Genomic DNA, 18,557 nt, shown 5'->3' on the forward strand with positions numbered 1-18,557 from the left:
GGCTAGAGGGTGTTTTTATTCATCAATGCCTGCAGTTGCTGCTCGGCCAGGTGGATGAGGGACGCGGCCTGTTGCAAGCATTCTTGCAGGGCCTGGTCGGTGACGAGTTCGCCGTCGTAGTCGCTGAGGTTGCGCTGCTTGCGCAGGGCGTCGAGCACGCGCACGGTGGCGGGGCTGACCCCAAGCGTGTGCACCAGGCATGCGATGGTGGTTTGGTGGTGGCCGGGCTTGCTGGTGCTGGTGCGCCAGCCCTGGGCGTGCAGGGCGGCATCGGCCACGGCGCGGATGGCGGTGTAGGCGCAGTCGAAGCGGGTCTCGGTGCTGTTGTCGGTTCGCTGTGCGTCTTGCAGGCGGGTGTGTGCGTTGGCCAGCAGTTTGCGCAGCAGGGCGGCAGAAAATGGCACTTGGTCGAGCTGACCGATACGCGCCAGGTTGTTGAGCTCTTCTTCAGGCATTCAGGCTTCCGATCAACAGGATTTGGGGCTTGGCCAGCAGTTCTTGCACAAAGGGGTTGGCCTCTCGCTGGCTGGTGGCCCATTCGGTGGGCGTCATGACCTTGGGATTGATGTCGCGCCCCAGCTGGGTCTGGGCGGCGTGGGTGGCTTCCACCACCTGGCCAAAGCTGGCGCTGCCCACCACCAGCAGGTCCACATCGCTGCCGGCATGCGAACTGCCGCTGGCCATGGAGCCAAACACCAGCGCCAGCGTCACGTGCTCACCGAGGGGTTGCAGGGCCTGGCGCAGCACATCAGCCAGGCCGGTGGTTTTGCGCACCAGGGCCTGCAGTTCGGCAAAAACGGGGTGATCAGGGTTGGCCTGAAAGTGCACCTGGTTGCCCACGCGCTCACTGTGCAGCAGGCCGACGTGGCACAGCGCATCAAGCTCTTTTTTCAAGGTGCCAGGGGCGGCCTGCGTTTGTCGGGCCAGTTCGCGCAGGTGCACTTTTTGGTCGGGCTGCATGAGTAGCAGCGCCAGCACTTTGCGCCGGTACTGGTTGGGGAACAGCAGCTCAGAGAGGGATTGGTGTGTTTTCAAAATAGAAACAAACGTTTTTTAATTGAAAACGAATTATCCGAAAAAAGCTGCAATTTGGCTACTGCTGGTTGCCAAGCGAAGCCGAGGCCAATGACATATTGCTCCGAATTTCATAGCGCTTTGCGCATATTCAACGGGGGTTTGACAGCGATTTGGCCAATATATCGCGCAGTTCGTCGCGCAGCGCCTGCGCCTCGCCCTGCAGGCGCTGGTAGTCGGCCAGCAGGTGTTCGGGGTTGTGGTCTTGTACCTCGCCGACATGGGGGTTCTTCTGGTCGAGGTTGTAGTTGGCGGCCTTGATCTGCGCAATGCTGACCTTCCAGGCGCGTTCGTTTTCCACCCGGCTGGCAAAGCCATCGGCCTCGCTGCCCCACCAGGCTTTCTCCGCATCAAACTCTTCGATGCGGATGGGCTTGGTCTTGTTGTAGTTCTTCACGCCCGCCGGGTAGGGGTGCTCGTAGTACCAGACGTCGGTGGTGGGCTGGCCTTTGGTGAAGAAAAGCAAATTGGTTTTGATGCCGGTGTAGGGCGCGAACACGCCGTTGGGCAGGCGCACGATGGTGTGCAGCTTGCACTCATTCAGCAGTTGCTCCTTGATGCGGGTTTTGACGCCTTCGCCAAACAGGGTGCCGTCGGGCAGCACCAGCGCGGCGCGGCCGCCGGGTTTGAGGATGTGTTTGATGAGCACGAGGAACAAGTCGGCCGTTTCCTTGGTGCGCACGTCGGCAGGGTAGCCGTGCTCGATGCCCGGCTCTTCGGTGCCGCCAAAGGGGGGGTTGGTCAACACGATGTCTACACGCTCAGCAGATGTGTATTCCCTCAGCGGCCGGGCCAGGGTGTTGCCGTGAATGATCTGGCTGGGCACGGGGATGCCGTGGAGCATGAGGTTGGTAATACACAGCATGTGGGGCAGCTGTTTCTTCTCGACGCCGCCGACGCTGGTTTGCAGCAGGGCCTCCTGGTCGGGCGTGTGCACCTGCTTGCGCAGATGCTCGATGGCGCAGACCAGAAAGCCGCCGGTGCCGGTGGCCGGGTCCAGCAGCTTTTCGCCCAGACGCGGGTTGATCTGGTCCACCATGAACTGGGTGACGGCGCGCGGGGTGTAAAACTCGCCCGCGTTGCCGGCGCTTTGCAGGTCACGCAATATCTTTTCGTACAGGTCGTTGAACTGATGCCGCTCGGTCTGGCGGTTGAAGTCGATGGTGGCAAGCTTGTTGATGATCTGGCGCAGCAGGTGGCCGCTTTTCATGTAGTTGAAGGCGTCTTCAAACACGCCGCGCACCACAAAGCCGCGCGGGTTGCGCACGGGGTCAGCGCTCAGGCCCTTGAGGCCGGGGAACAACTCGTTGTTGACGAAGTTGAGCAGGGTGTCGCCGGTGATGCCCTCCGCATCGGCAGCCCAGTTGCGCCAGCGCAGTGTTTCTGGAATGGGGCTGGTGTAGCTGTCGCGGGTGAGTTCGAGGTCTTCTTCCAGTGCGTCAAACACCTTGAGGAACAGCAGCCAGGTGAGTTGGCTGATGCGCTGGGCGTCGCCATCGACGCCGCTGTCCTGGCGCATGACGTCCTGGATGGATTTGATGGTGGGGGTGAGGTTGGACATCTATAAGGTTTGAGGAAAAAGTTCGGAGTGTTTTAAGGCTCTGGCCCTTGTGGGACGGGCGCAACCAGCTATAAATTCAGTAGCAAAAGATGGCTTATGGCGCGGCCGTGTAGAGCTCGTTTTCCAGCGCCTGCAGGGCGGCCAGGTACTGCGGACGGCCACCGAAACTCTTGACCAGTTCCACCGGGCTGCCCAGTGCGTTGAGCGGCTGCACGCGCAGCACCTCGTCGCTTTCCATGGCGGCGATGCCTTCGTCGGCGTATTTGTCGAGCAGGGCTTCGAGCACCTTGCGGGCGGTGGCGCCGTACTGGGTGAAGACGTTGCGCTTTTTGACGCGCCGCGCGCGCTCGCGCCGGGTTAGCGGCGGCATGTTCCACGCCACATGCAGCAGCAAATCAAACGGGTCCAGCCCGGTGAGGCCAGAGGCGGCCACTTCTTCGGCCAGCGCATCCACCAGCACGCCGTGTTTTTCAAGCTCTTCCAGCAGCGCAGCCTTGCGGTCGGCGGCGCTCCAGGCTTGCAGAAAGGCGTCAAGCGAGGTGTATTGCTTTTGCAGGTTGATGCGGGTGTAGTCGCGCAGGCTTTCGGTGATGAGCTTGCCCTCAGCGTTGAGGTACTGCACGCGCTCACGCGCCACCGAAACGGTGACCTGGTTGCCCAGCACGTATTTGACGACGGGTGAGCCGCCGCCACCGAAAGGGCCGAGTGGGTCTTGGGGCTGGCCTTCGACAGGCTCAGGCCGAACGGGGTTGAGGTTGGCAGGGTCCAGCGGATCGGGGGTATCGGGCGGTGCGATCGGGTCGTCACCCTTGGGCTCGTAGATCTGCACCGGATCACCGTCAAAGTCCTTGTCGGCAAACAACTCGGTGGCGCGTTTGAAATCGAGAATGGTGAACCAGCTTTTGCCCAGGTCTTCGCGCAGGCGGGTGCCGCGGCCGATGATCTGCTTGAACAGGGTCATGGACTTGATGTTCTGGTCCAGCACGATCAGTTTGCAGGTTTGCGCGTCCACGCCGGTGCTCATGAGTTTGGACGTGGTGGCGATGACCGGGTAATCCTTTTCGGGGTCAATGAAGTTGTCGAGCTCGCGCTTGCCTTCGGGGTTGTCGCCGGTGACCTGCACCACGTAATTGGATTTGGTGGCGCAGAGGTCGGCGTTGGCGTTGCTGAGCGCCTGGCGCATGCGGGAGGCGTGGTCGATGTCTTCGCAGAACACGATGGTCTTGGCCATGCGGTCGGTGGCCTTGAGGTAGGCGGTAATGCGTTCTGCCACCACGGCGTCTCTTGGCTCCAGCACCAGCTTGCGGTTCATGTCGCGGCCGGTGTAGACGCGGTCTTCGATGATCTGGCCGGTGTTGTCGGTCATGCCTGCGGTGGGGCGCCAGCCGAAGGTGTCTTTGTCGAGGTCCACCCGAATGACTTTGTAGGGCGCCAGGAAGCCGTCTTCAATGCCCTGCTTGAGGCTGTAGGTATAGATGGGCTCGCCAAAGTAGAAAGTGTTGGAGATCTCTTTGGTTTCCTTGGGCGTTGCGGTCAGGCCCACATGCGTGGCACTGTTGAAGTAGGTCAGGATGTCGCGCCACGCAGAGTCTTCGGAGGCGCTGCCGCGGTGGCACTCGTCCACCACGATGAGGTCAAAAAAGTCGGGGCTGAACTGCTTGTAGATGTTGGACGCTTCCTCGGTGCCGGTGACTGCCTGGTAGAGAGAAAGATAAATCTCGTAGCTCTTGTTCACCGCTTTGGTGGTTTTATCTACCGCCAGGTCCACGTCGTCCGCCTCGATCTGTCCTTGCGCATTGATGCGCTCCACGCCTTTGGCATTGGGGCTGAGCTTGGCCATCGCGCCCTTGAAGGGGCGGAAGTCATTGACCATGGTCTGGTCGATCAGGATGTTGCGGTCGGCCAGAAACAGGATGCGTTTTTTGGTGCCGCTCTTCCACAAACGCCAGATGATCTGGAAGGCGGTGTAGGTTTTGCCGGTGCCTGTGGCCATGACCAGCAAGGCGCGCTGCTGGCCAGCGGCAATCGCTTCTACCGTGCGGTTGATGGCGTTGATCTGGTAGTAGCGTGGTGTTTTGCTTGGTGAGTAGGCAAAACCTGCGACGCGTTGTACGTCGGGCGTCCAGCCCTTCCACGCGCAATACCGCGCCCACAACTCGGCAGGGCTGGGGAATTCGTCGAGCGTAAGGTTTTGTTCCAGAACGCCGGTGGTCAGCGTGGTGTCGCGGAACACAAAGCCGTCGCCGTTGCTGGTGAAGCTGAAGGGAACATCAAGCAGCTGCGCATAGTTGATGGCTTGTGCCATGCCGGCGCCCATGGCGTGGTTGTTGTCCTTGGCCTCGATCACTGCAAGGGGTATGTTGGGCTTCAGGCACAGAACATAGTCAGCAAACAGAACGGTTGACTTGTCACGCTGTGCCTTGTTGCCCCTGACCACCACGCGGCCGGCCCGCAGCGGAAATTCCCGATAAATCTGGTCCATGGCATGCCACCCGGCTTTCTCCATGGCCGGGCGGATGAACTTGTCGCAAATGTCGCTTTCGGAAAGCTTCTTCTTGTCCACGAGCATCTCCTCCCTTGAGCCTGATTGTCGCCGCAGAACTCGCCCGGTCTGATGCTTGCGGAATTGCTCTAGGAGGGGGAGGTCAGGCTCTCAAGTTGTGCGAGGTAGCGCAGGGCGTGGCGGTTTGCGTGCTCACCGCTTCCGCACATGTCGAGTGAGGCGGAGAGCCCACCACATACCGCCGGCCGCGTCGGTAGGCCAAAGATCATGCAGCGGTTGGCTGGGTCCAGCTGCACACAGCGCACCCCTGCGGGCTTGCCAAGAGGCATGCCGGGAATCGGCGAGCTGATGGAAGGCGCAATGCAGCAGGCGCCGCAGCCGGGGCGGCAGTTCATCGGAGTCATTTGCTATCAAATAAAGAGCTGTCGACGCCCGTGAAATAAGGGCTAGGTGCCGATTCAGGCATGAAGCCTGCTGCTTGCAAACAACACCTGGTCAATCACCGCCTGCACGTGCTTGCGATGCGCTTCGCTCACCAGATGACCTTGCGTGTCAAACGCATCACCCGCGTGGCCCAGCGCAAACGCACGCGGCGCGACCCAGCATTGCGCGTTGAGCAGAAGCGGCGCCAGATGACTTTGCGAACGCAGGCCGCCGAGCGCGCCCGGCGAGGCGCTGAGCATGCCGACGACCTTGCCGCTGAAGGATTTGAAGCCCTCCTGCCAGGCTGGGTCGGCCTTGACGGGGCTGGAGACCCAGTCGAGGGTGTTTTTCAGCAGGGCGGTGTAGCTGCCGTTGTACTCGGGCGAGCAGATGATCCAGGCCGGATGCTCGAACATGATCTGCTTGAGCTTCATGACATCGGCCGGTGTGCCTTCGGCTTCGAGGTCGGCGTTGTACATCGGGATGTCGAAATCGGCCAGCTCGATGTGGGTCACGTCGGCGCCGGCGGCACGCGCGAGGTCGGCGGCGGCGCGGGCCAGCTTGCGGTTGGAGGAGGCCAGGCGCGTGCTGCCAGCAAAAATCAGGAGTTTCGGGGATGGGTTCATCGCCTGATTTCACCACAGGCCGTGGGGTGAAGAAGCGCATGCCCGACGGGGCGTGATAAACCGGCTAAAATGTACAAAATCCTCTTTTTTGTACAAAATGCACACCATTCCTCTCAGTGAATTCCGCGCCCACGCATCAGCCATGATTGATCTGGTAGAGCAAGGCGAAACCGTGCGGATCTTGCGCCATGGCAAGTTGGTCGCCGAACTGGTTCCGCCCAAACCGGAAGCGCCTGTCAAGGTGCCGAGCTGGAAGCGGCCGATCACGCCGGTGAATATTGTGCGCCCCGACGGAAAAACCGGCGCCCAGCTGATTATTGAAGAGCGCGAAGGCGGCTGGTGATGCGTATCCTGTTTGACACCTCCGCTCTGTACAAGCGCTACAACATCGAACCGGGCCGCGACCAGGTGCTGGCGGCCAGTGACCGGGCCACCGAAGTGGTGGTGGCGGCGCACTGCAAATCCGAGATCGCTTCGGCACTTAATCGCAATCGCCATGACGGATTCCTCAACGCCGATGACTATGGGCGGATCATGCGCGACGTGCAGGGCGATTTTGCAGACTTTACCCTGATGGCGCTGGACAGCCAGGTGGAGGCCCACTCGATCTCGGCCATGGAAATGAGCCGCTTGCGCGCTATGGATGCGCTGCATATCGGCACGGCACAGGCTGCGCGGGTGGACCTGTTTGTCACTGCTGACCGCCGCCAGGCCCTGGCCGCCCAAGCCGTTGGCCTGAAAACGGAATTGATCACGGCCTGAGTGGCCGCTTCCCTGAAAGATACCCATGTTTTACCCGCAAGAATTTGATGTGATCGTGGTCGGCGGCGGCCATGCTGGTACCGAGGCCGCGCTGGCTTCGGCGCGCATGGGCTGCAAGACTTTGCTGCTGTCCCACAACATAGAGACGCTCGGCCAGATGAGCTGTAACCCGTCGATAGGCGGCATCGGCAAGGGCCACCTCGTTAAAGAAGTTGATGCCATGGGCGGCGCGATGGCGCTGGCGACAGACGAGGGCGGGATCCAGTTCCGCATTCTCAACAGCTCCAAGGGCCCGGCCGTGCGCGCCACCCGGGCGCAGGCCGATCGCATTTTGTACAAGGCGGCCATCCGCCGCCGGCTGGAAAACCAGCCCAATCTCTGGCTCTTCCAACAGGCGGTCGATGACCTGATGGTGGAGGGCGACCGCGTGGTCGGCGCCGTCACACAAGTCGGCATCAAATTCCGTTCGCGCACGGTGGTGCTGACGGCCGGGACTTTTCTGGACGGCAAGATCCATGTGGGTCTGCAAAACTACTCGGCGGGGAGGGCGGGCGACCCGCCGGCGGTGTCACTGTCGGCACGGCTCAAGGAACTCAAGCTGCCGCAGGGCCGGCTGAAAACCGGTACGCCGCCACGCATTGATGGGCGCACCATTGATTTCAGCAAGTGCACCGAACAGCCCGGTGACGGCATGCCGGGTGGCACACCCGGGCCGGTGCCGGTGTTCAGCTTCATGGGCGGGCAGATTGCACACCCGAAGCAGATGTCGTGCTGGATCACCCACACCAACGAGCGCACGCACGAGATCATCCGCTCCGGCTTTGACCGCAGCCCGATGTTCACCGGCAAAATTGACGGCGTCGGCCCGCGTTATTGCCCGAGCGTGGAGGACAAGATCAACCGCTTTGCCGGCAAGGAAAGTCACCAGATTTTTCTGGAGCCGGAAGGCCTGACGACGCACGAGATTTACCCCAACGGCATCTCGACCAGCCTGCCTTTTGACATCCAGTACGAACTGGTGCGGTCCATGGCCGGCATGGAGAATGCCCATATCCTGCGGCCCGGCTATGCCATCGAGTACGACTACTTCGATCCACGCGCCCTGAAAACCACGTTTGAAACACGTGCCGTGGGCGGGCTGTTTTTCGCCGGGCAGATCAACGGGACTACCGGCTACGAAGAGGCGGCGGCCCAGGGCATGTTCGCGGGCATCAACGCCGCGCTGCAATGCCAGGGCAAAGAAGCCTGGCTGCCCAAGCGCGATGAAGCCTATCTGGGCGTATTGGTGGACGACCTGATTACCAAGGGCGTGACCGAACCCTACCGCATGTTTACCAGCCGGGCCGAGTTCCGCCTGATGCTGCGCGAAGACAACGCCGACATGCGCCTGACCGAAAAGGGCAGGGAACTGGGGCTGGTCGATGACGCCCGCTGGGATGCCTTCAACCGCAAGCGGGACGCTGTTTCACGTGAAACAGAACGGCTGCGTTCGACTTGGGTCAACCCGCGGAGCCTGCCTGTGACCGAAGCCGAGCGGGTATTGGGCAAGGCGATAGACCACGAGTACAACCTGCTCGATCTTCTGCGCCGGCCCGATGTGAACTACGCCTCCCTGATGTCGCTGGACGGTGGCAGATACGCCAACCCTGACCTGGGACCAGAGGTTTCACGTGAAACATCGGCAGTGGCCGACATGGCCCGCGACGTGGTCGAGCAAATCGAAATTGCCGTCAAATACGCCGGGTACATCGACCTGCAGAAAACCGAGGTCGAGCGGGCGGCCCATTATGAAAACCTCAAGCTTCCGGCCGATCTGGACTACCTGCAGGTCACGGCCCTGAGTTTCGAGGCACGGCAAACCCTGGCCAAGCACCGGCCCGAAACCTTGGGCATGGCTTCGCGTATTTCCGGCATCACCCCGGCGACGGTGTCGCTGTTGCTGGTGCACCTGAAGAAGAATCTCTGGAAAAACATCACCCCGCTGCCATCCACTGCCGAGCAGGCCGAAGCCTGATGCGTGGCGGCGAACAGGATTTGCGCGCCGGACTGAAGGCGCTGCAGCTGGAGCTGAGCGATGACCAGGTGGGCCAGCTGCTGGATTACCTGGACCTGATTGGCAAGTGGACCAAGGTCTACAACCTGACGGCCGTGCGCGACCCGGCGGAAATGCTGACCCACCATCTGCTGGACAGCCTCGCGGCCGTTCCGCCCCTGCGCCGGCATTTGCAACAGGCCGGCCTGGAGCAGGGCGCGAGTCTGCTGGACGTGGGCGCGGGGGCTGGTCTGCCGGGCGTGGTGATCGCCATCTGTTGCCCGGCTGTCCAGGTCACCTGTGTAGACACGGTGGCCAAGAAAGCAGCCTTCATCAAACAAGCGGCGCTGGCGCTGAAGCTGCCCAACCTGGCTGGCCTGCATGCGCGGGTCGAAACCATCAAGCAGCCATTCGACGTCATCTGCTCGCGGGCCTTTGCTTCCCTGCCAGATTTCACGCAATGGTCGGCGGAGGCATTGGCTGCGCATGGCGTCTGGATGGCCATGAAAGGCAAGCACCCAGCCGACGAAATAGTCGCCTTGCCTGCTGGGATGGAAGTGTTTCACGTGGAACAACTGGTGGTCCCTGGGCTGACTGCCGAGCGCTGCATGGTCTGGATGCGGCCCTGCCGCCCTGGCTAATTCCGGCCAATCGCTCTCCTTGGCGAAACCAGCCCCACTTCAGAGCGGGTAACGAATTTCAGCCTCGCGGGCTGACGTAAACTCAAGCCCTCTGTTTCGGAGGTTTTCATGCTCGGTTCATTTGTCGGCGTTGCCGATTACGGCGCGTTTGTGCTCGCCATCGTCGTTTTTCTGTTGATTCCGGGCCCTGGCAACTTGGCGCTGATCACCTCCACCAGCAAAGGCGGAATAGCCGGTGGCATGGGTGCGACTTTCGGGGTGATCGCTGGTGACCAAGTGCTACTCTGGGCGGCTGTGGCTGGCGTGGCGGCGGTGATGGTGGCGTATCCCACGGCTTTTCACCTTATTCAGTGGGTGGGCGCCGCCTATCTGGTCTGGCTGGGTATCAAGATGCTCCGGGCTAAAGCCGGCGACGCGCCCATCCTGCAAATCAAGCCCCGGCATTACTTCCGCCAAGCCTTGCTGATCACCTTGCTGAATCCCAAGGCCATTGTTTTTTACATGGCTTTTTTCCCGCAGTTTGTAGACCCGGCCCAACACCAGGGCCTGAAGACTTTTGCGGTGATGGCTGTCACGATTGCCGGGCTGACCTTTCTGTACGGCCTGACCTCGGTGTTGATCACTTATTTCCTGGCTGAGCGCATTCGCGCCAACCCAAGAATCTCTGCCTGGCTGAACAAGGCGGCGGGTGTTTTCCTGATCGGCTTCGGCATCAAGCTCGCTGCCAAGTAAATCCAGTTTCCTGAACAAAAGAAAAACAACATGGCCAAGATATTTTGCGTTGCCAATCAAAAGGGCGGAGTAGGCAAGACCACTACGACTGTCAATCTGGCCGCGGGCTTGGCCAAGGTCGGCCAGCGCGTGCTGATGATCGACCTGGACCCGCAGGGCAATGCCACCATGGGTTCGGGTGTGGACAAGCGCAAGCTTGAACTCACCGTGTACGACGTGTTGCTCGAATCGGCGTCGGTGCTGGAAGCGCGCGTGCATAGCGAAAAGTGTGGCTACGACGTGCTGGGCGCCAACCGCGAGCTGGCCGGTGCTGAGGTGGAATTGGTCGATGTCGAGCGCCGCGAAAAACGCCTCAAGCTGGCGCTGGCCGATGTGGGCAGCGAATACGATTTTGTGCTGATCGACTGCCCGCCCTCGCTGAGCATGTTGACGCTCAACGGCCTGTGCTGTGCACACGGCGTGATCGTGCCCATGCAGTGTGAATATTTTGCGCTCGAGGGCCTGACGGATCTGGTGAACACCATCAAGCAGGTGCACGCCAACCTCAACAAAGACCTCGCCATCATCGGCCTGCTGCGCGTCATGTTTGACCCGCGCATCACCCTGCAGCAGCAGGTCAGCGACCAGCTGAAAGAGCATTTCGGCGACAAGGTGTTCAACACGGTGATCCCGCGTAATGTGCGGCTTGCCGAAGCGCCCAGCTACGGACTGCCCGGCGTGGTGTTCGACCCCTCGTCCCGGGGCGCGCAGGCCTTTGTGACTTTTGCCGAGGAGATGGTCCAGCGCATCAAAGTCATGTGATGGCGAAATATATAGCCAAAATGGCCTCCAGCCCTTGTCTGGCAAGCGCTAGCAGCTATCAAATAAATAGCACAATTCCTTTCCCGGCATGAAGCCCTCGAACATCTTGATTCTTCCTGGCTGGCAAAACAGCGGCCCCGACCACTGGCAAAGCCGCTGGGAGCGGGCCCACGGCTACCAGCGTGTGGAGCAACACGACTGGATGCATCCCCTGCGCGGGGACTGGATCGCCCAGCTTGAAGAAGTGCTGCTGTCTTGCGACGAGCCGGCCGTTCTGGTGGCGCACAGCCTGGGCTGCATACACACGGCGGCCTGGGCCGCCCACTCGAAAAACACACAGCGCGTTAAGGGCGCGCTGCTCGTCGCACCGCCTGACGTGGAGCGCGAGGACATCCGCCCCATGCTCAGCAGCTGGGCGCCAGTGCCGCTGCAGCCGCTGCCCTTTCCGGCGCTGGTGTTTGCCAGCAGCAACGACCCGTTTTGCGCGCCGGCGCGGGCGGCGCAATTCGCCGCCGCCTGGGGCGCCACGTACATGGACGCCGGTGCACGTGGGCATCTCAATGCCGAAAGTGGCCTGGGCGATTGGCCCGAGGCGCATCTCCATCTGCAGTGCCTGCAAGGTTTGCCGGGCACCTCACAAACCGCAGCACGGGCCGCGTCATGAACACATTCCCCCGGCATCGTTCTTCTGGCCGCTTTGTACTGGTGCTGGCTGCCTGCACCGCATTGGCCGCGCCGGTCTGTGCCGAACCCGACGAAGACCGGCTGGGAAAGGCGCAGGGCTACCCGTTGGGCACCGCGAGTAACTGGCAACTCAACCCTTACCGCGTTGGCTCCTGGTCGGCGCTGGACAAGGTGCCGGGTGTGCAGACCCGCCTGGTTGCCCGCGGGCCGGACGTCCGCGTCCTGCCGCGTGCTGTCCAGCCGCCGGCCATCAGTTACCGCTATCGCAACATCGGTTACACGCTGGTTGAGTACCTGGAGCGTCAGCGTGCAACAGGGTTGCTGGTGCTCAGGAACGGCGAGATTGTTGCCGAGCACTACCGCTACGGGCGCAAGGAGGATGCGCGCTTTATTTCGTTTTCGATGGCCAAGAGCGTCACCTCTCTGCTCATTGGCCAGGCCCATGCGCGCGGCTTGATCGCGTCGCTGGATGATCCGGCCGAGAAATATGTGTCCGCGTTGGCGGGCAGCCCCTACGGCGCCACCACGATTCGTCAACTGCTGCGCATGAGCTCGGGCCTCACCTTCACCGAGCGTTATGACGGCCAGGACGACATTGCGCGGCTCGCGCGAGCCGGCGCCGGTGCGCCCGGGGCCGGCAAACCGGTGGATGTGCTGCGTTCCATCACCGACCGCCACGCGGCGGCCGGTGAAAAATTTGTATATGCCAGTGCCGAAACCGATGTGCTGGGCCGTGTGCTGACGGCTGCTTCCTCGAAAAACATGGCCGAGCTCACCAGCGAATGGCTGTGGAAACCGATGGGTGCGGAGCACGACGCCTTCTGGCGCATTGGTGTGGATGGACAGGAGCAGTCCTATGGCGCTTTCAACGCCAGCTTGCGGGACTGGGCGCGCCTGGGTTTGCTGCTGGCCAATGACGGCAAGGTGGGTACGCAGCAACTGGTGCCGCTTGACTACCTGCGGGAAGCCACGGATCCGGCGCGCCAGCCGGCGGCTTTTCAGCCACGCAAAGCCACGCCGTATTTTGGTTACGGCTACCAGTTCTGGCTGATGCCGTTGCGCGAGCGTACGTTTGCGCTGCAGGGCATCCACGGCCAGACCGTTTATGTGCAGCCTTCCACCGGCCTGGTGCTGGTGCTGACCTCGGTATTTGAAAGCGCCAGCGGCCGGCAGGACCCGCAGCCTTATGAAGAACGCGCCGCGCTCTGGCGCGGTGTCTTGCAGTCGCTGGGCGGCAGCACGGCCGAATGATTTATTTTTTTGAATATTGAGAGAGAAAAGAAACCATGGTCACCAAAAAACCCAAAGGCCTGGGCCGCGGACTCGAAGCCTTGCTGGGCCCCAAGGTCAGCGAATCTTCCAGTGCTGACGACAACGGCAACAGCAGTGCCACCAGCCCTGGCCAGCCGGCCTCGCTGCGGCTGGCCGATCTGGTGGCCGGCCAGTACCAGCCGCGCACGCGCATGGATGAGGGCGCGCTCTACGAACTGGCCGAGTCCATCAAGGTGCAGGGCATCATGCAGCCGATTCTTGTTCGTCGCCTGACCTCCGGCGCCAACGACGGCAAGTACGAAATCATTGCTGGCGAGCGGCGCTTCCGGGCGGCGAAACTGGCGGGCCTGGACAGCGTGCCGGTGCTGGTGCGCGACGTGCCGGACGAGTCGGCTGCGGCCATGGCGCTGATCGAAAACATCCAGCGTGAAGACCTGAACCCGCTTGAAGAAGCGCAAGGCCTGCAGCGTCTGGTCAAGGAGTTTGGCCTCACCCACGAGCTTGCCGCGCAAGCCGTGGGACGCTCGCGCAGCGCCGCCTCCAACCTGCTGCGCCTGCTGAACCTGGCCGAGCCGGTGCAGACCATGCTGATGGCCGGCGACATCGACATGGGCCATGCGCGCGCACTGCTTGCCCTGGACCGGGCCACGCAGATTACCGCGGGCAACCAGATTGCGGCCAAAAAAATGTCGGTGCGCGAGGCTGAAAGCCTGGTCAAAAAGCTCAGCGCCGAGTTCTCGCTCAAGCCGCAGAAAAACACCAAGGAAAAGTCGCGTGATACCCGCCGCGTGGAAGAAGAGCTGGCCGACCTGCTGATGGCGAATGTTGAAGTGCGGGTCAAGAAGCAGGTCAAGCGCAATGGCCGGCGCGAAGACACCGGCGAAGTCGCCATCCAGTTCGCCTCCATGGACGAACTCAACGGGCTGATCGAGCGCCTGCGCGGCGGTAAATAAGACTCGAACTTCCCGGCTTTCTGAGGGCTGCCGGCACGGCCTGCCCGCCTCTCCGGGATCCGCGCGAGCGCGGGTGCCTAGTTATGGAGGTTTCACCCAGCCTCCCACATTCATGGGATGGTGCTACTGGCGGGCGGTAGCGATACTAATTTTGTAAACAAGCGTCGTCTTTTGTACGAAATTGTGTTTCGTTTGTGGCTGCTGACCTGGCGGCCACGCACCGTCGCCATGAAAGAAGCCCGGACATGAACAGAACCTCCCTCAAAACAGCATCGCTGCTGCTGCTGGTTTGCAGCCTGGCCGCCTGCCAGACCAACCCGCCCCTGCAAAACGCCACCGGCGTGTCGTCGATGGACGTGGACCCGGGCCGCAAGGGGCCGGTGTCCGGCGTCGGCGTCGAAAGCCAGGACATCCTGGCCATGACGGACCAGATGATGCGCGACATGCTGGCCGAACAGATTTTTGCCGAAACCGGCAAGCGTCCGCGCGTCATCATCGACAGCCAGTATTTCGTCAATGAAAGCTCGCAGGCGATCAACAAGAACCTGATCACGCAGCGCCTCATGGTCAACCTCAACCGTGCAGCCCGCTCTCGCATGCAGTTCATCAACCGCCAGAACACCGCCATGATCGAGCAGGAGCGCGCGCTCAAGCGCAGCGGCACCACCGACGTCGGCACCACCGGCCTGACCAAGGCACAGCTTGGCGCCGACTACCGTCTCTCCGGAAAAATCGGCTCGCTCGACAGCCGCAACACCAAGACCGGGATGATCCAGCGCTACACGCAGATCGCCTTTGAAATGACGGACCTGGAGTCCGGTGAAATCGTCTGGAGCGGCATTTACGAATTTGCCCGCGCCGCAGCCGACGACGTGATCTACCGCTGAACCCAACCAGAGGACTCTGCCCATGTTCCGCATTCTTGCCATTGCTGCAGCCGTTGCCGTCCTGGCCGGCTGCGCCGCCACGCAGTCCACACCGCCCACCTTTTCCGGTTGCAAGACCTGGGAGCAGCAGGCCGGCTCGCCACACCTGGTGTCGGTGGCCGTGCTCTCGCCCGAGCTGGCCAAAGTCATTGGCGTGCAGGAGGTCTCCACCGCACGCACAGGCACCGGCATGGCTGCCGTGCAGACCACGGTCTACAACTGTTCCGACGTCGATGTGGTGCTGACCATGCGCACGCGTTTTACCGGCAACCGCGGCCAGAGCGAGCCGCCCAGCGCCTGGAAAACCGTGTTCCTGACGCCGCGCGGCCAGGCGACTTACGGCGAGTCGGCCATCTCCCAGGCCACCGACAAAGTGGCGGTAGACATCAACGACGGCAACCGCGGCCAGTCGCAGTTTGCACCGGGCCAGAGTTACGTGATCCCTGCCAAATAACATTTGCGCACGCGCCGAATAACAAGAAAAGGCACCCCATGAGGCAACCCACCCTGTCCCTTGGCCTGGCCATGCTGGCGGCCAGTGCGCTGGCGCAAACCCCGGCGCCAGTCATCCCCGAAAGCGCCTACCGTCAGGGCATGCCGGACACGATCACGCCGCCGCCAGTGGCCGCGAGCACCGGGCCCCAGTTCAACCGGTCCGGCTTCGGCAGCGCCTATGCGCGCGCGGGCCGCCCGACCATCGCCGTGCTCTGGAACCGCGAATTCACCGACATGCTGCAGCAGCACAGCGCATCACAGGTGAGCATCGATACCTTGCGTGCCGGCGCTGTCAGCGGCGAAGCGGTGCGTGTGCCCGGTTATTCGGCGGCGCAGGTCAGCGGCGCCACGATAGGCAACACCACCATTACCACGCAGGACGTCAAGACGCAGCAGGCGCAACGCAGCAGCCCCGTGGAGCGCGTGGACCTGCAGATGCGCAGCGCCTTCATGCAGACCATGGCTTCCTCGGGCGTCAGGCTGGTAGACCGCAACGTGGTCATGCGCACCACAGCCGCCAAACAAAAGGGCGGTGGACTTGATGCCCAGCAGGTTGAAACCGATGCGCTGACTCGGCACGCCAAGTTGCTGATGGAAGTCCTCAACACGCGCGATGCGGCGTCGCCGACCGGCTGGGCCACCTATGTGTCCATCAAGCGGCTGGCTGACGGCGTGGTGCTGGCCGAAGGTTATATGGACGGCCGGTTGCCCGAAGATGCGCCCAAGCCGGCTCCCCGATTCGAAGCCGACCCGCGCGGCGGTTTCCGCGAAATCGTCAAGCCCGTCACCGTCGGCGACACCGGCAAGCTGGTGGCCGAGCAGACCCTCGCCAGGCTTGGCGAAGCATTGAACCGATAAACAAACACCGTACTGGAGTTTTCATGATGAAGCACTCGTTCTTCAGGACCCGTCCTGCCTCAGGCTCCGTCGCGGCAGCCGCCGCCCTGTTGGTGGCCGCACTGTCAGGCCCGGCCCATGCCCAGTTTGGCGGCTTGTTCCAGAGCCTGATGCAGGCGCCCAGGCAGCAGGCACAGCAGCAGGCCGCAGCGCAAGCCAGTCAAAAGCCTGCCAAGCGTTGGGCGCCCACCGCACCAGTGCCGCCCGACGTGCTGGCCGCTGCTGCCGAGTTTGCCGAAAAAATGCCCAGCGCCGAGCTGCGCCCGTTGTTCCAGCGCCTGTACATCGAAGGGGAGCGCAATGCCACGCTGAACTTCCAGCGCATCGGCATGGCCGCGCTGGCAGCCGGTGATATTGAGTTGGCCGAGAAGGCGTTTGATGCGGCGGTGACCCGCATCGACCTGATCTATGCCGACAACCCCGAGGCGCAAAAAGCCAAGTCGCTCTGGACGGCCGAGAAAATCAAGGACTACAAGGGCGAGCCCTACGAACGCGCCATGGCGCATTTCTACCGGGGCCTGGTATACGCGGCCAAGGGCGACTTCCAGAACGCACGCGCGCTCTTCAAGCAGGCCGACTACCAGGACACGGTGGCCGAGGCCGAGCAATATGCTGGCGACTTCGGGCTGATGCCTTACATGGCAGGCTGGGCGAGCTACTGCGATGGCAATACCGGCATGGCCAAGGATTTCCTGCAGCAGGCCATCAAGGGGGACAGCAACTACAGCACGGTCCAGGTGGACCAGCCGGTGTTGGTGCTTTTTGAAAGCGGCCGCTCACCCTTTAAATATGGCAGCGGCAAGTCGGGCGAAGTTCTCAAATGGCAGCCTCACGAGATGCCGGTGCAAACCGCAAAGATGGCCTGCACCTCTACCAGCGGCACGGGCTGCGCCGTCAACTCTTTTGTCATGGGTGCCGATCTCGGTTTCCAGGCCACCACCCGCGGTGGCCGCCCCATCGACGGCGTGCTCAATGGCAAGGCCTCGTTCAAGGAGGGTGCACAGGGCGTGGCAACGGTAGCCAGCGCAGTGGGCGATATCGGCATGCTGGCGGCAGCGTCAACAGGCAACCGCGACGCTGCAGGCCTGGGCATGCTCGGCATGTTTGCCGGCCTGATCGCGCAGGGCGTGGCCAACGCCACCCAGGCGCAGGCCGACGTCCGCGAGTGGGAGCAGTTGCCGGCGACGGTCTGGCTTGGCACCGGCGCGCAGAAAACCAGCGCCAGCACCCTGAACGTGGCGCTCGACACCGAGGGCAGCGTCTCTCACGGTGCGGCCACCCGGCTGGTCAACACCCCTTCTTGCCAGCTCTACTGGGGCCGTTCGCTGGCACCGCTGTCGCTGCTGGGTGAGGCTGGCCCGCTGGAGCCCGGTGCACACCCGCGCGACCCGGTCTTCCGCAAAGAGATCGAAGCGGCGTTTGTCAGTTGAGGCACTGAAAGGCGTGAAAAAGGCCAGCACTGCTGGCCTTTTTTATGGGCGGCCGCCCATGACAAAACTGTTGTTGCTGAATGACTGAGCAGCAGCTTTCGATAAGGGCTGTTCACGCGCCAGAGGACGTTCAATCCCGCGGCACCGCCAGCCAGGCGCCCAGCCCGGCACCGAGAACCGCTGAAGCTGTTCGCCCATGGCCCTGGCCAAATCGCGAACCCACCAGCCCGCCGATCAGCGCACCGCCCGCAGCCTCGTTGCTGTAGCCGCCCTGTGCTGCCATGGCACCGGCTGCAGCGCCGACCGCCGCACCGGCCACCTGGCCGCTGCCCTGGCCGAAGCGGCTACCCACCAGCCCACCCAGCACGGCGCCGGTTGCGACCCGGCCCGCATCGTTTTGAGGCGCAGGGGCTGCCTGCTGGGCCGCCACCTGATTGAGCGCGGGATGGCCGTAGTTGGCCGAGGGCTGCCGGGGCGCGGCACAACCAGCGGCCATGCCGCTGGCAACAAGTAGGAACAGGGTGGGCAAGGTGTTCATTGTGAGTTTCCGTGTTGGACAGACGAGATTATCCTCTCGGGTCTATTTTTACAAGCAAAAAGACCTCGCAGCCCTTTGACACTGGGCGCAAACAGCTATGAATATCATAGCGCACGCAAGAGGTTCACCAGATCGGCCGTGCAAGTCGGGCACCAATCACTATTCAAATAACAGCCCGGTGGCCTGCTGATCGCATCACGCATGCCT

The 18,557-nt window shown here is 62.3% G+C and carries 20 protein-coding genes; 13 read left to right on the forward strand and 7 right to left on the reverse strand.

What is annotated here, in order from left to right; genetic code table 11:
• Nucleotides 1–2: 2 nt before the first annotated feature.
• From ABI660_RS09830 to ABI660_RS09855, 6 genes are all read right to left on the reverse strand, one after another.
• The gene (locus tag ABI660_RS09830) at nt 3–455 is read right to left on the reverse strand and encodes a hypothetical protein (RefSeq protein ID WP_348067383.1); all 453 of its coding nucleotides are present in this window, start codon (nt 453–455) and stop codon (nt 3–5) included.
• Nucleotides 448–1,035, reverse strand: a complete 588-nt coding sequence (locus ABI660_RS09835; protein ID WP_348067385.1) for a nucleotidyltransferase domain-containing protein — start codon at nt 1,033–1,035, stop codon at nt 448–450. The genes ABI660_RS09830 and ABI660_RS09835 overlap by 8 nt, the downstream gene beginning before the upstream one ends.
• A gap of 130 nt (nt 1,036–1,165) precedes the next feature.
• Complete coding sequence (locus ABI660_RS09840) at nt 1,166–2,635, reverse strand: class I SAM-dependent DNA methyltransferase (RefSeq protein WP_348067387.1); 1,470 nt, start codon at nt 2,633–2,635, stop codon at nt 1,166–1,168.
• Between the two features lie 94 nt (nt 2,636–2,729).
• Nucleotides 2,730–5,198 carry a DEAD/DEAH box helicase family protein gene (locus ABI660_RS09845; protein WP_348067389.1) on the reverse strand — a complete coding sequence of 823 codons (2,469 nt, stop codon included), beginning with the start codon at nt 5,196–5,198 and terminating at the stop codon, nt 2,730–2,732.
• 68 nt (nt 5,199–5,266) lie between these two features.
• Nucleotides 5,267–5,533 (reverse strand): YkgJ family cysteine cluster protein, encoded by a 267-nt coding sequence (locus ABI660_RS09850; RefSeq protein WP_348067391.1) that lies wholly within the window; start codon nt 5,531–5,533, stop codon nt 5,267–5,269.
• Nucleotides 5,534–5,596: 63 nt separating this feature from the next.
• A complete protein-coding gene (locus ABI660_RS09855) occupies nt 5,597–6,187 on the reverse strand; it encodes an NAD(P)H-dependent oxidoreductase (protein WP_348067393.1) in 591 nt (196 codons plus the stop codon).
• Nucleotides 6,188–6,284: 97 nt separating this feature from the next.
• On the opposite strand from ABI660_RS09855, the gene ABI660_RS09860 reads away from it, so the two are divergent.
• The 13 genes from ABI660_RS09860 to ABI660_RS09920 all read left to right on the forward strand — a co-directional run bounded on the left by ABI660_RS09860 (nt 6,285) and on the right by ABI660_RS09920 (nt 17,812).
• The gene (locus tag ABI660_RS09860; protein ID WP_348067395.1) at nt 6,285–6,530 is read left to right on the forward strand and encodes a type II toxin-antitoxin system Phd/YefM family antitoxin; all 246 of its coding nucleotides are present in this window, start codon (nt 6,285–6,287) and stop codon (nt 6,528–6,530) included.
• Entirely contained in the window at nt 6,530–6,949 is a 420-nt protein-coding gene (locus ABI660_RS09865; RefSeq protein WP_348067397.1) for a type II toxin-antitoxin system VapC family toxin, read from the forward strand. The genes ABI660_RS09860 and ABI660_RS09865 overlap by 1 nt, the downstream gene beginning before the upstream one ends.
• A 25-nt stretch (nt 6,950–6,974) precedes the next feature.
• A complete protein-coding gene (gene mnmG, locus ABI660_RS09870) occupies nt 6,975–8,963 on the forward strand; it encodes a tRNA uridine-5-carboxymethylaminomethyl(34) synthesis enzyme MnmG (RefSeq protein WP_348067399.1) in 1,989 nt (662 codons plus the stop codon).
• Nucleotides 8,963–9,622 carry a 16S rRNA (guanine(527)-N(7))-methyltransferase RsmG gene (gene rsmG / locus ABI660_RS09875; RefSeq protein ID WP_348067401.1) on the forward strand — a complete coding sequence of 220 codons (660 nt, stop codon included), beginning with the start codon at nt 8,963–8,965 and terminating at the stop codon, nt 9,620–9,622. Before mnmG ends, rsmG begins: the two co-directional genes overlap by 1 nt.
• Before the next feature lie 108 nt (nt 9,623–9,730).
• Nucleotides 9,731–10,354, forward strand: a complete 624-nt coding sequence (locus ABI660_RS09880; RefSeq protein ID WP_348067403.1) for a LysE family transporter — start codon at nt 9,731–9,733, stop codon at nt 10,352–10,354.
• 30 nt (nt 10,355–10,384) lie between these two features.
• Nucleotides 10,385–11,155 carry a ParA family protein gene (locus ABI660_RS09885; RefSeq protein WP_348067405.1) on the forward strand — a complete coding sequence of 257 codons (771 nt, stop codon included), beginning with the start codon at nt 10,385–10,387 and terminating at the stop codon, nt 11,153–11,155.
• Nucleotides 11,156–11,243: 88 nt separating this feature from the next.
• Nucleotides 11,244–11,819 carry an alpha/beta fold hydrolase gene (locus ABI660_RS09890; protein WP_348067407.1) on the forward strand — a complete coding sequence of 192 codons (576 nt, stop codon included), beginning with the start codon at nt 11,244–11,246 and terminating at the stop codon, nt 11,817–11,819.
• Nucleotides 11,816–13,090 carry a serine hydrolase gene (locus tag ABI660_RS09895; RefSeq protein ID WP_348067409.1) on the forward strand — a complete coding sequence of 425 codons (1,275 nt, stop codon included), beginning with the start codon at nt 11,816–11,818 and terminating at the stop codon, nt 13,088–13,090. Before ABI660_RS09890 ends, ABI660_RS09895 begins: the two co-directional genes overlap by 4 nt.
• Before the next feature lie 35 nt (nt 13,091–13,125).
• Entirely contained in the window at nt 13,126–14,064 is a 939-nt protein-coding gene (locus tag ABI660_RS09900) for a ParB/RepB/Spo0J family partition protein (RefSeq protein ID WP_348067411.1), read from the forward strand.
• A 245-nt stretch (nt 14,065–14,309) separates the two neighbouring features.
• Nucleotides 14,310–14,951 (forward strand): penicillin-binding protein activator LpoB, encoded by a 642-nt coding sequence (locus ABI660_RS09905; RefSeq protein ID WP_348067413.1) that lies wholly within the window; start codon nt 14,310–14,312, stop codon nt 14,949–14,951.
• Between the two features lie 22 nt (nt 14,952–14,973).
• On the forward strand, nt 14,974–15,444 hold the full coding sequence (locus ABI660_RS09910; RefSeq protein ID WP_348067415.1) for a hypothetical protein: 471 nt from the start codon (nt 14,974–14,976) through the stop codon (nt 15,442–15,444).
• Between the two features lie 38 nt (nt 15,445–15,482).
• Nucleotides 15,483–16,343, forward strand: coding sequence for a hypothetical protein (locus tag ABI660_RS09915; protein ID WP_348067417.1), 861 nt, complete (start codon nt 15,483–15,485; stop codon nt 16,341–16,343).
• 23 nt (nt 16,344–16,366) lie between these two features.
• A complete protein-coding gene (locus ABI660_RS09920) occupies nt 16,367–17,812 on the forward strand; it encodes a hypothetical protein (RefSeq protein WP_348067419.1) in 1,446 nt (481 codons plus the stop codon).
• A 130-nt stretch (nt 17,813–17,942) separates the two neighbouring features.
• On the opposite strand, the gene ABI660_RS09925 is transcribed toward ABI660_RS09920, so the two are convergent.
• On the reverse strand, nt 17,943–18,350 hold the full coding sequence (locus tag ABI660_RS09925) for a glycine zipper 2TM domain-containing protein (protein ID WP_348067421.1): 408 nt from the start codon (nt 18,348–18,350) through the stop codon (nt 17,943–17,945).
• Nucleotides 18,351–18,557: the final 207 nt, after the last annotated feature.

It is taken from the genome of Polaromonas sp. (assembly GCF_039930745.1).
Lineage (GTDB): Bacteria > Pseudomonadota > Gammaproteobacteria > Burkholderiales > Burkholderiaceae_C > Polaromonas.

Coding starts and splice junctions, on each gene's coding strand:
- ABI660_RS09830 (WP_348067383.1), bottom strand. CDS start 455: ATGCCTGAAGAAGAGCTCAACAACCTGGCGCGTATCGGTCAGCTCGAC.
- ABI660_RS09840 (WP_348067387.1), bottom strand. CDS start 2,635: ATGTCCAACCTCACCCCCACCATCAAATCCATCCAGGACGTCATGCGC.
- ABI660_RS09850 (WP_348067391.1), bottom strand. CDS start 5,533: ATGAACTGCCGCCCCGGCTGCGGCGCCTGCTGCATTGCGCCTTCCATC.
- ABI660_RS09855 (WP_348067393.1), bottom strand. CDS start 6,187: ATGAACCCATCCCCGAAACTCCTGATTTTTGCTGGCAGCACGCGCCTG.
- ABI660_RS09860 (WP_348067395.1), top strand. CDS start 6,285: ATGCACACCATTCCTCTCAGTGAATTCCGCGCCCACGCATCAGCCATG.
- ABI660_RS09865 (WP_348067397.1), top strand. CDS start 6,530: ATGCGTATCCTGTTTGACACCTCCGCTCTGTACAAGCGCTACAACATC.
- mnmG (WP_348067399.1), top strand. CDS start 6,975: ATGTTTTACCCGCAAGAATTTGATGTGATCGTGGTCGGCGGCGGCCAT.
- rsmG (WP_348067401.1), top strand. CDS start 8,963: ATGCGTGGCGGCGAACAGGATTTGCGCGCCGGACTGAAGGCGCTGCAG.
- ABI660_RS09880 (WP_348067403.1), top strand. CDS start 9,731: ATGCTCGGTTCATTTGTCGGCGTTGCCGATTACGGCGCGTTTGTGCTC.
- ABI660_RS09885 (WP_348067405.1), top strand. CDS start 10,385: ATGGCCAAGATATTTTGCGTTGCCAATCAAAAGGGCGGAGTAGGCAAG.
- ABI660_RS09890 (WP_348067407.1), top strand. CDS start 11,244: ATGAAGCCCTCGAACATCTTGATTCTTCCTGGCTGGCAAAACAGCGGC.
- ABI660_RS09895 (WP_348067409.1), top strand. CDS start 11,816: ATGAACACATTCCCCCGGCATCGTTCTTCTGGCCGCTTTGTACTGGTG.
- ABI660_RS09900 (WP_348067411.1), top strand. CDS start 13,126: ATGGTCACCAAAAAACCCAAAGGCCTGGGCCGCGGACTCGAAGCCTTG.
- ABI660_RS09905 (WP_348067413.1), top strand. CDS start 14,310: ATGAACAGAACCTCCCTCAAAACAGCATCGCTGCTGCTGCTGGTTTGC.
- ABI660_RS09910 (WP_348067415.1), top strand. CDS start 14,974: ATGTTCCGCATTCTTGCCATTGCTGCAGCCGTTGCCGTCCTGGCCGGC.
- ABI660_RS09915 (WP_348067417.1), top strand. CDS start 15,483: ATGAGGCAACCCACCCTGTCCCTTGGCCTGGCCATGCTGGCGGCCAGT.
- ABI660_RS09920 (WP_348067419.1), top strand. CDS start 16,367: ATGATGAAGCACTCGTTCTTCAGGACCCGTCCTGCCTCAGGCTCCGTC.
- ABI660_RS09925 (WP_348067421.1), bottom strand. CDS start 18,350: ATGAACACCTTGCCCACCCTGTTCCTACTTGTTGCCAGCGGCATGGCC.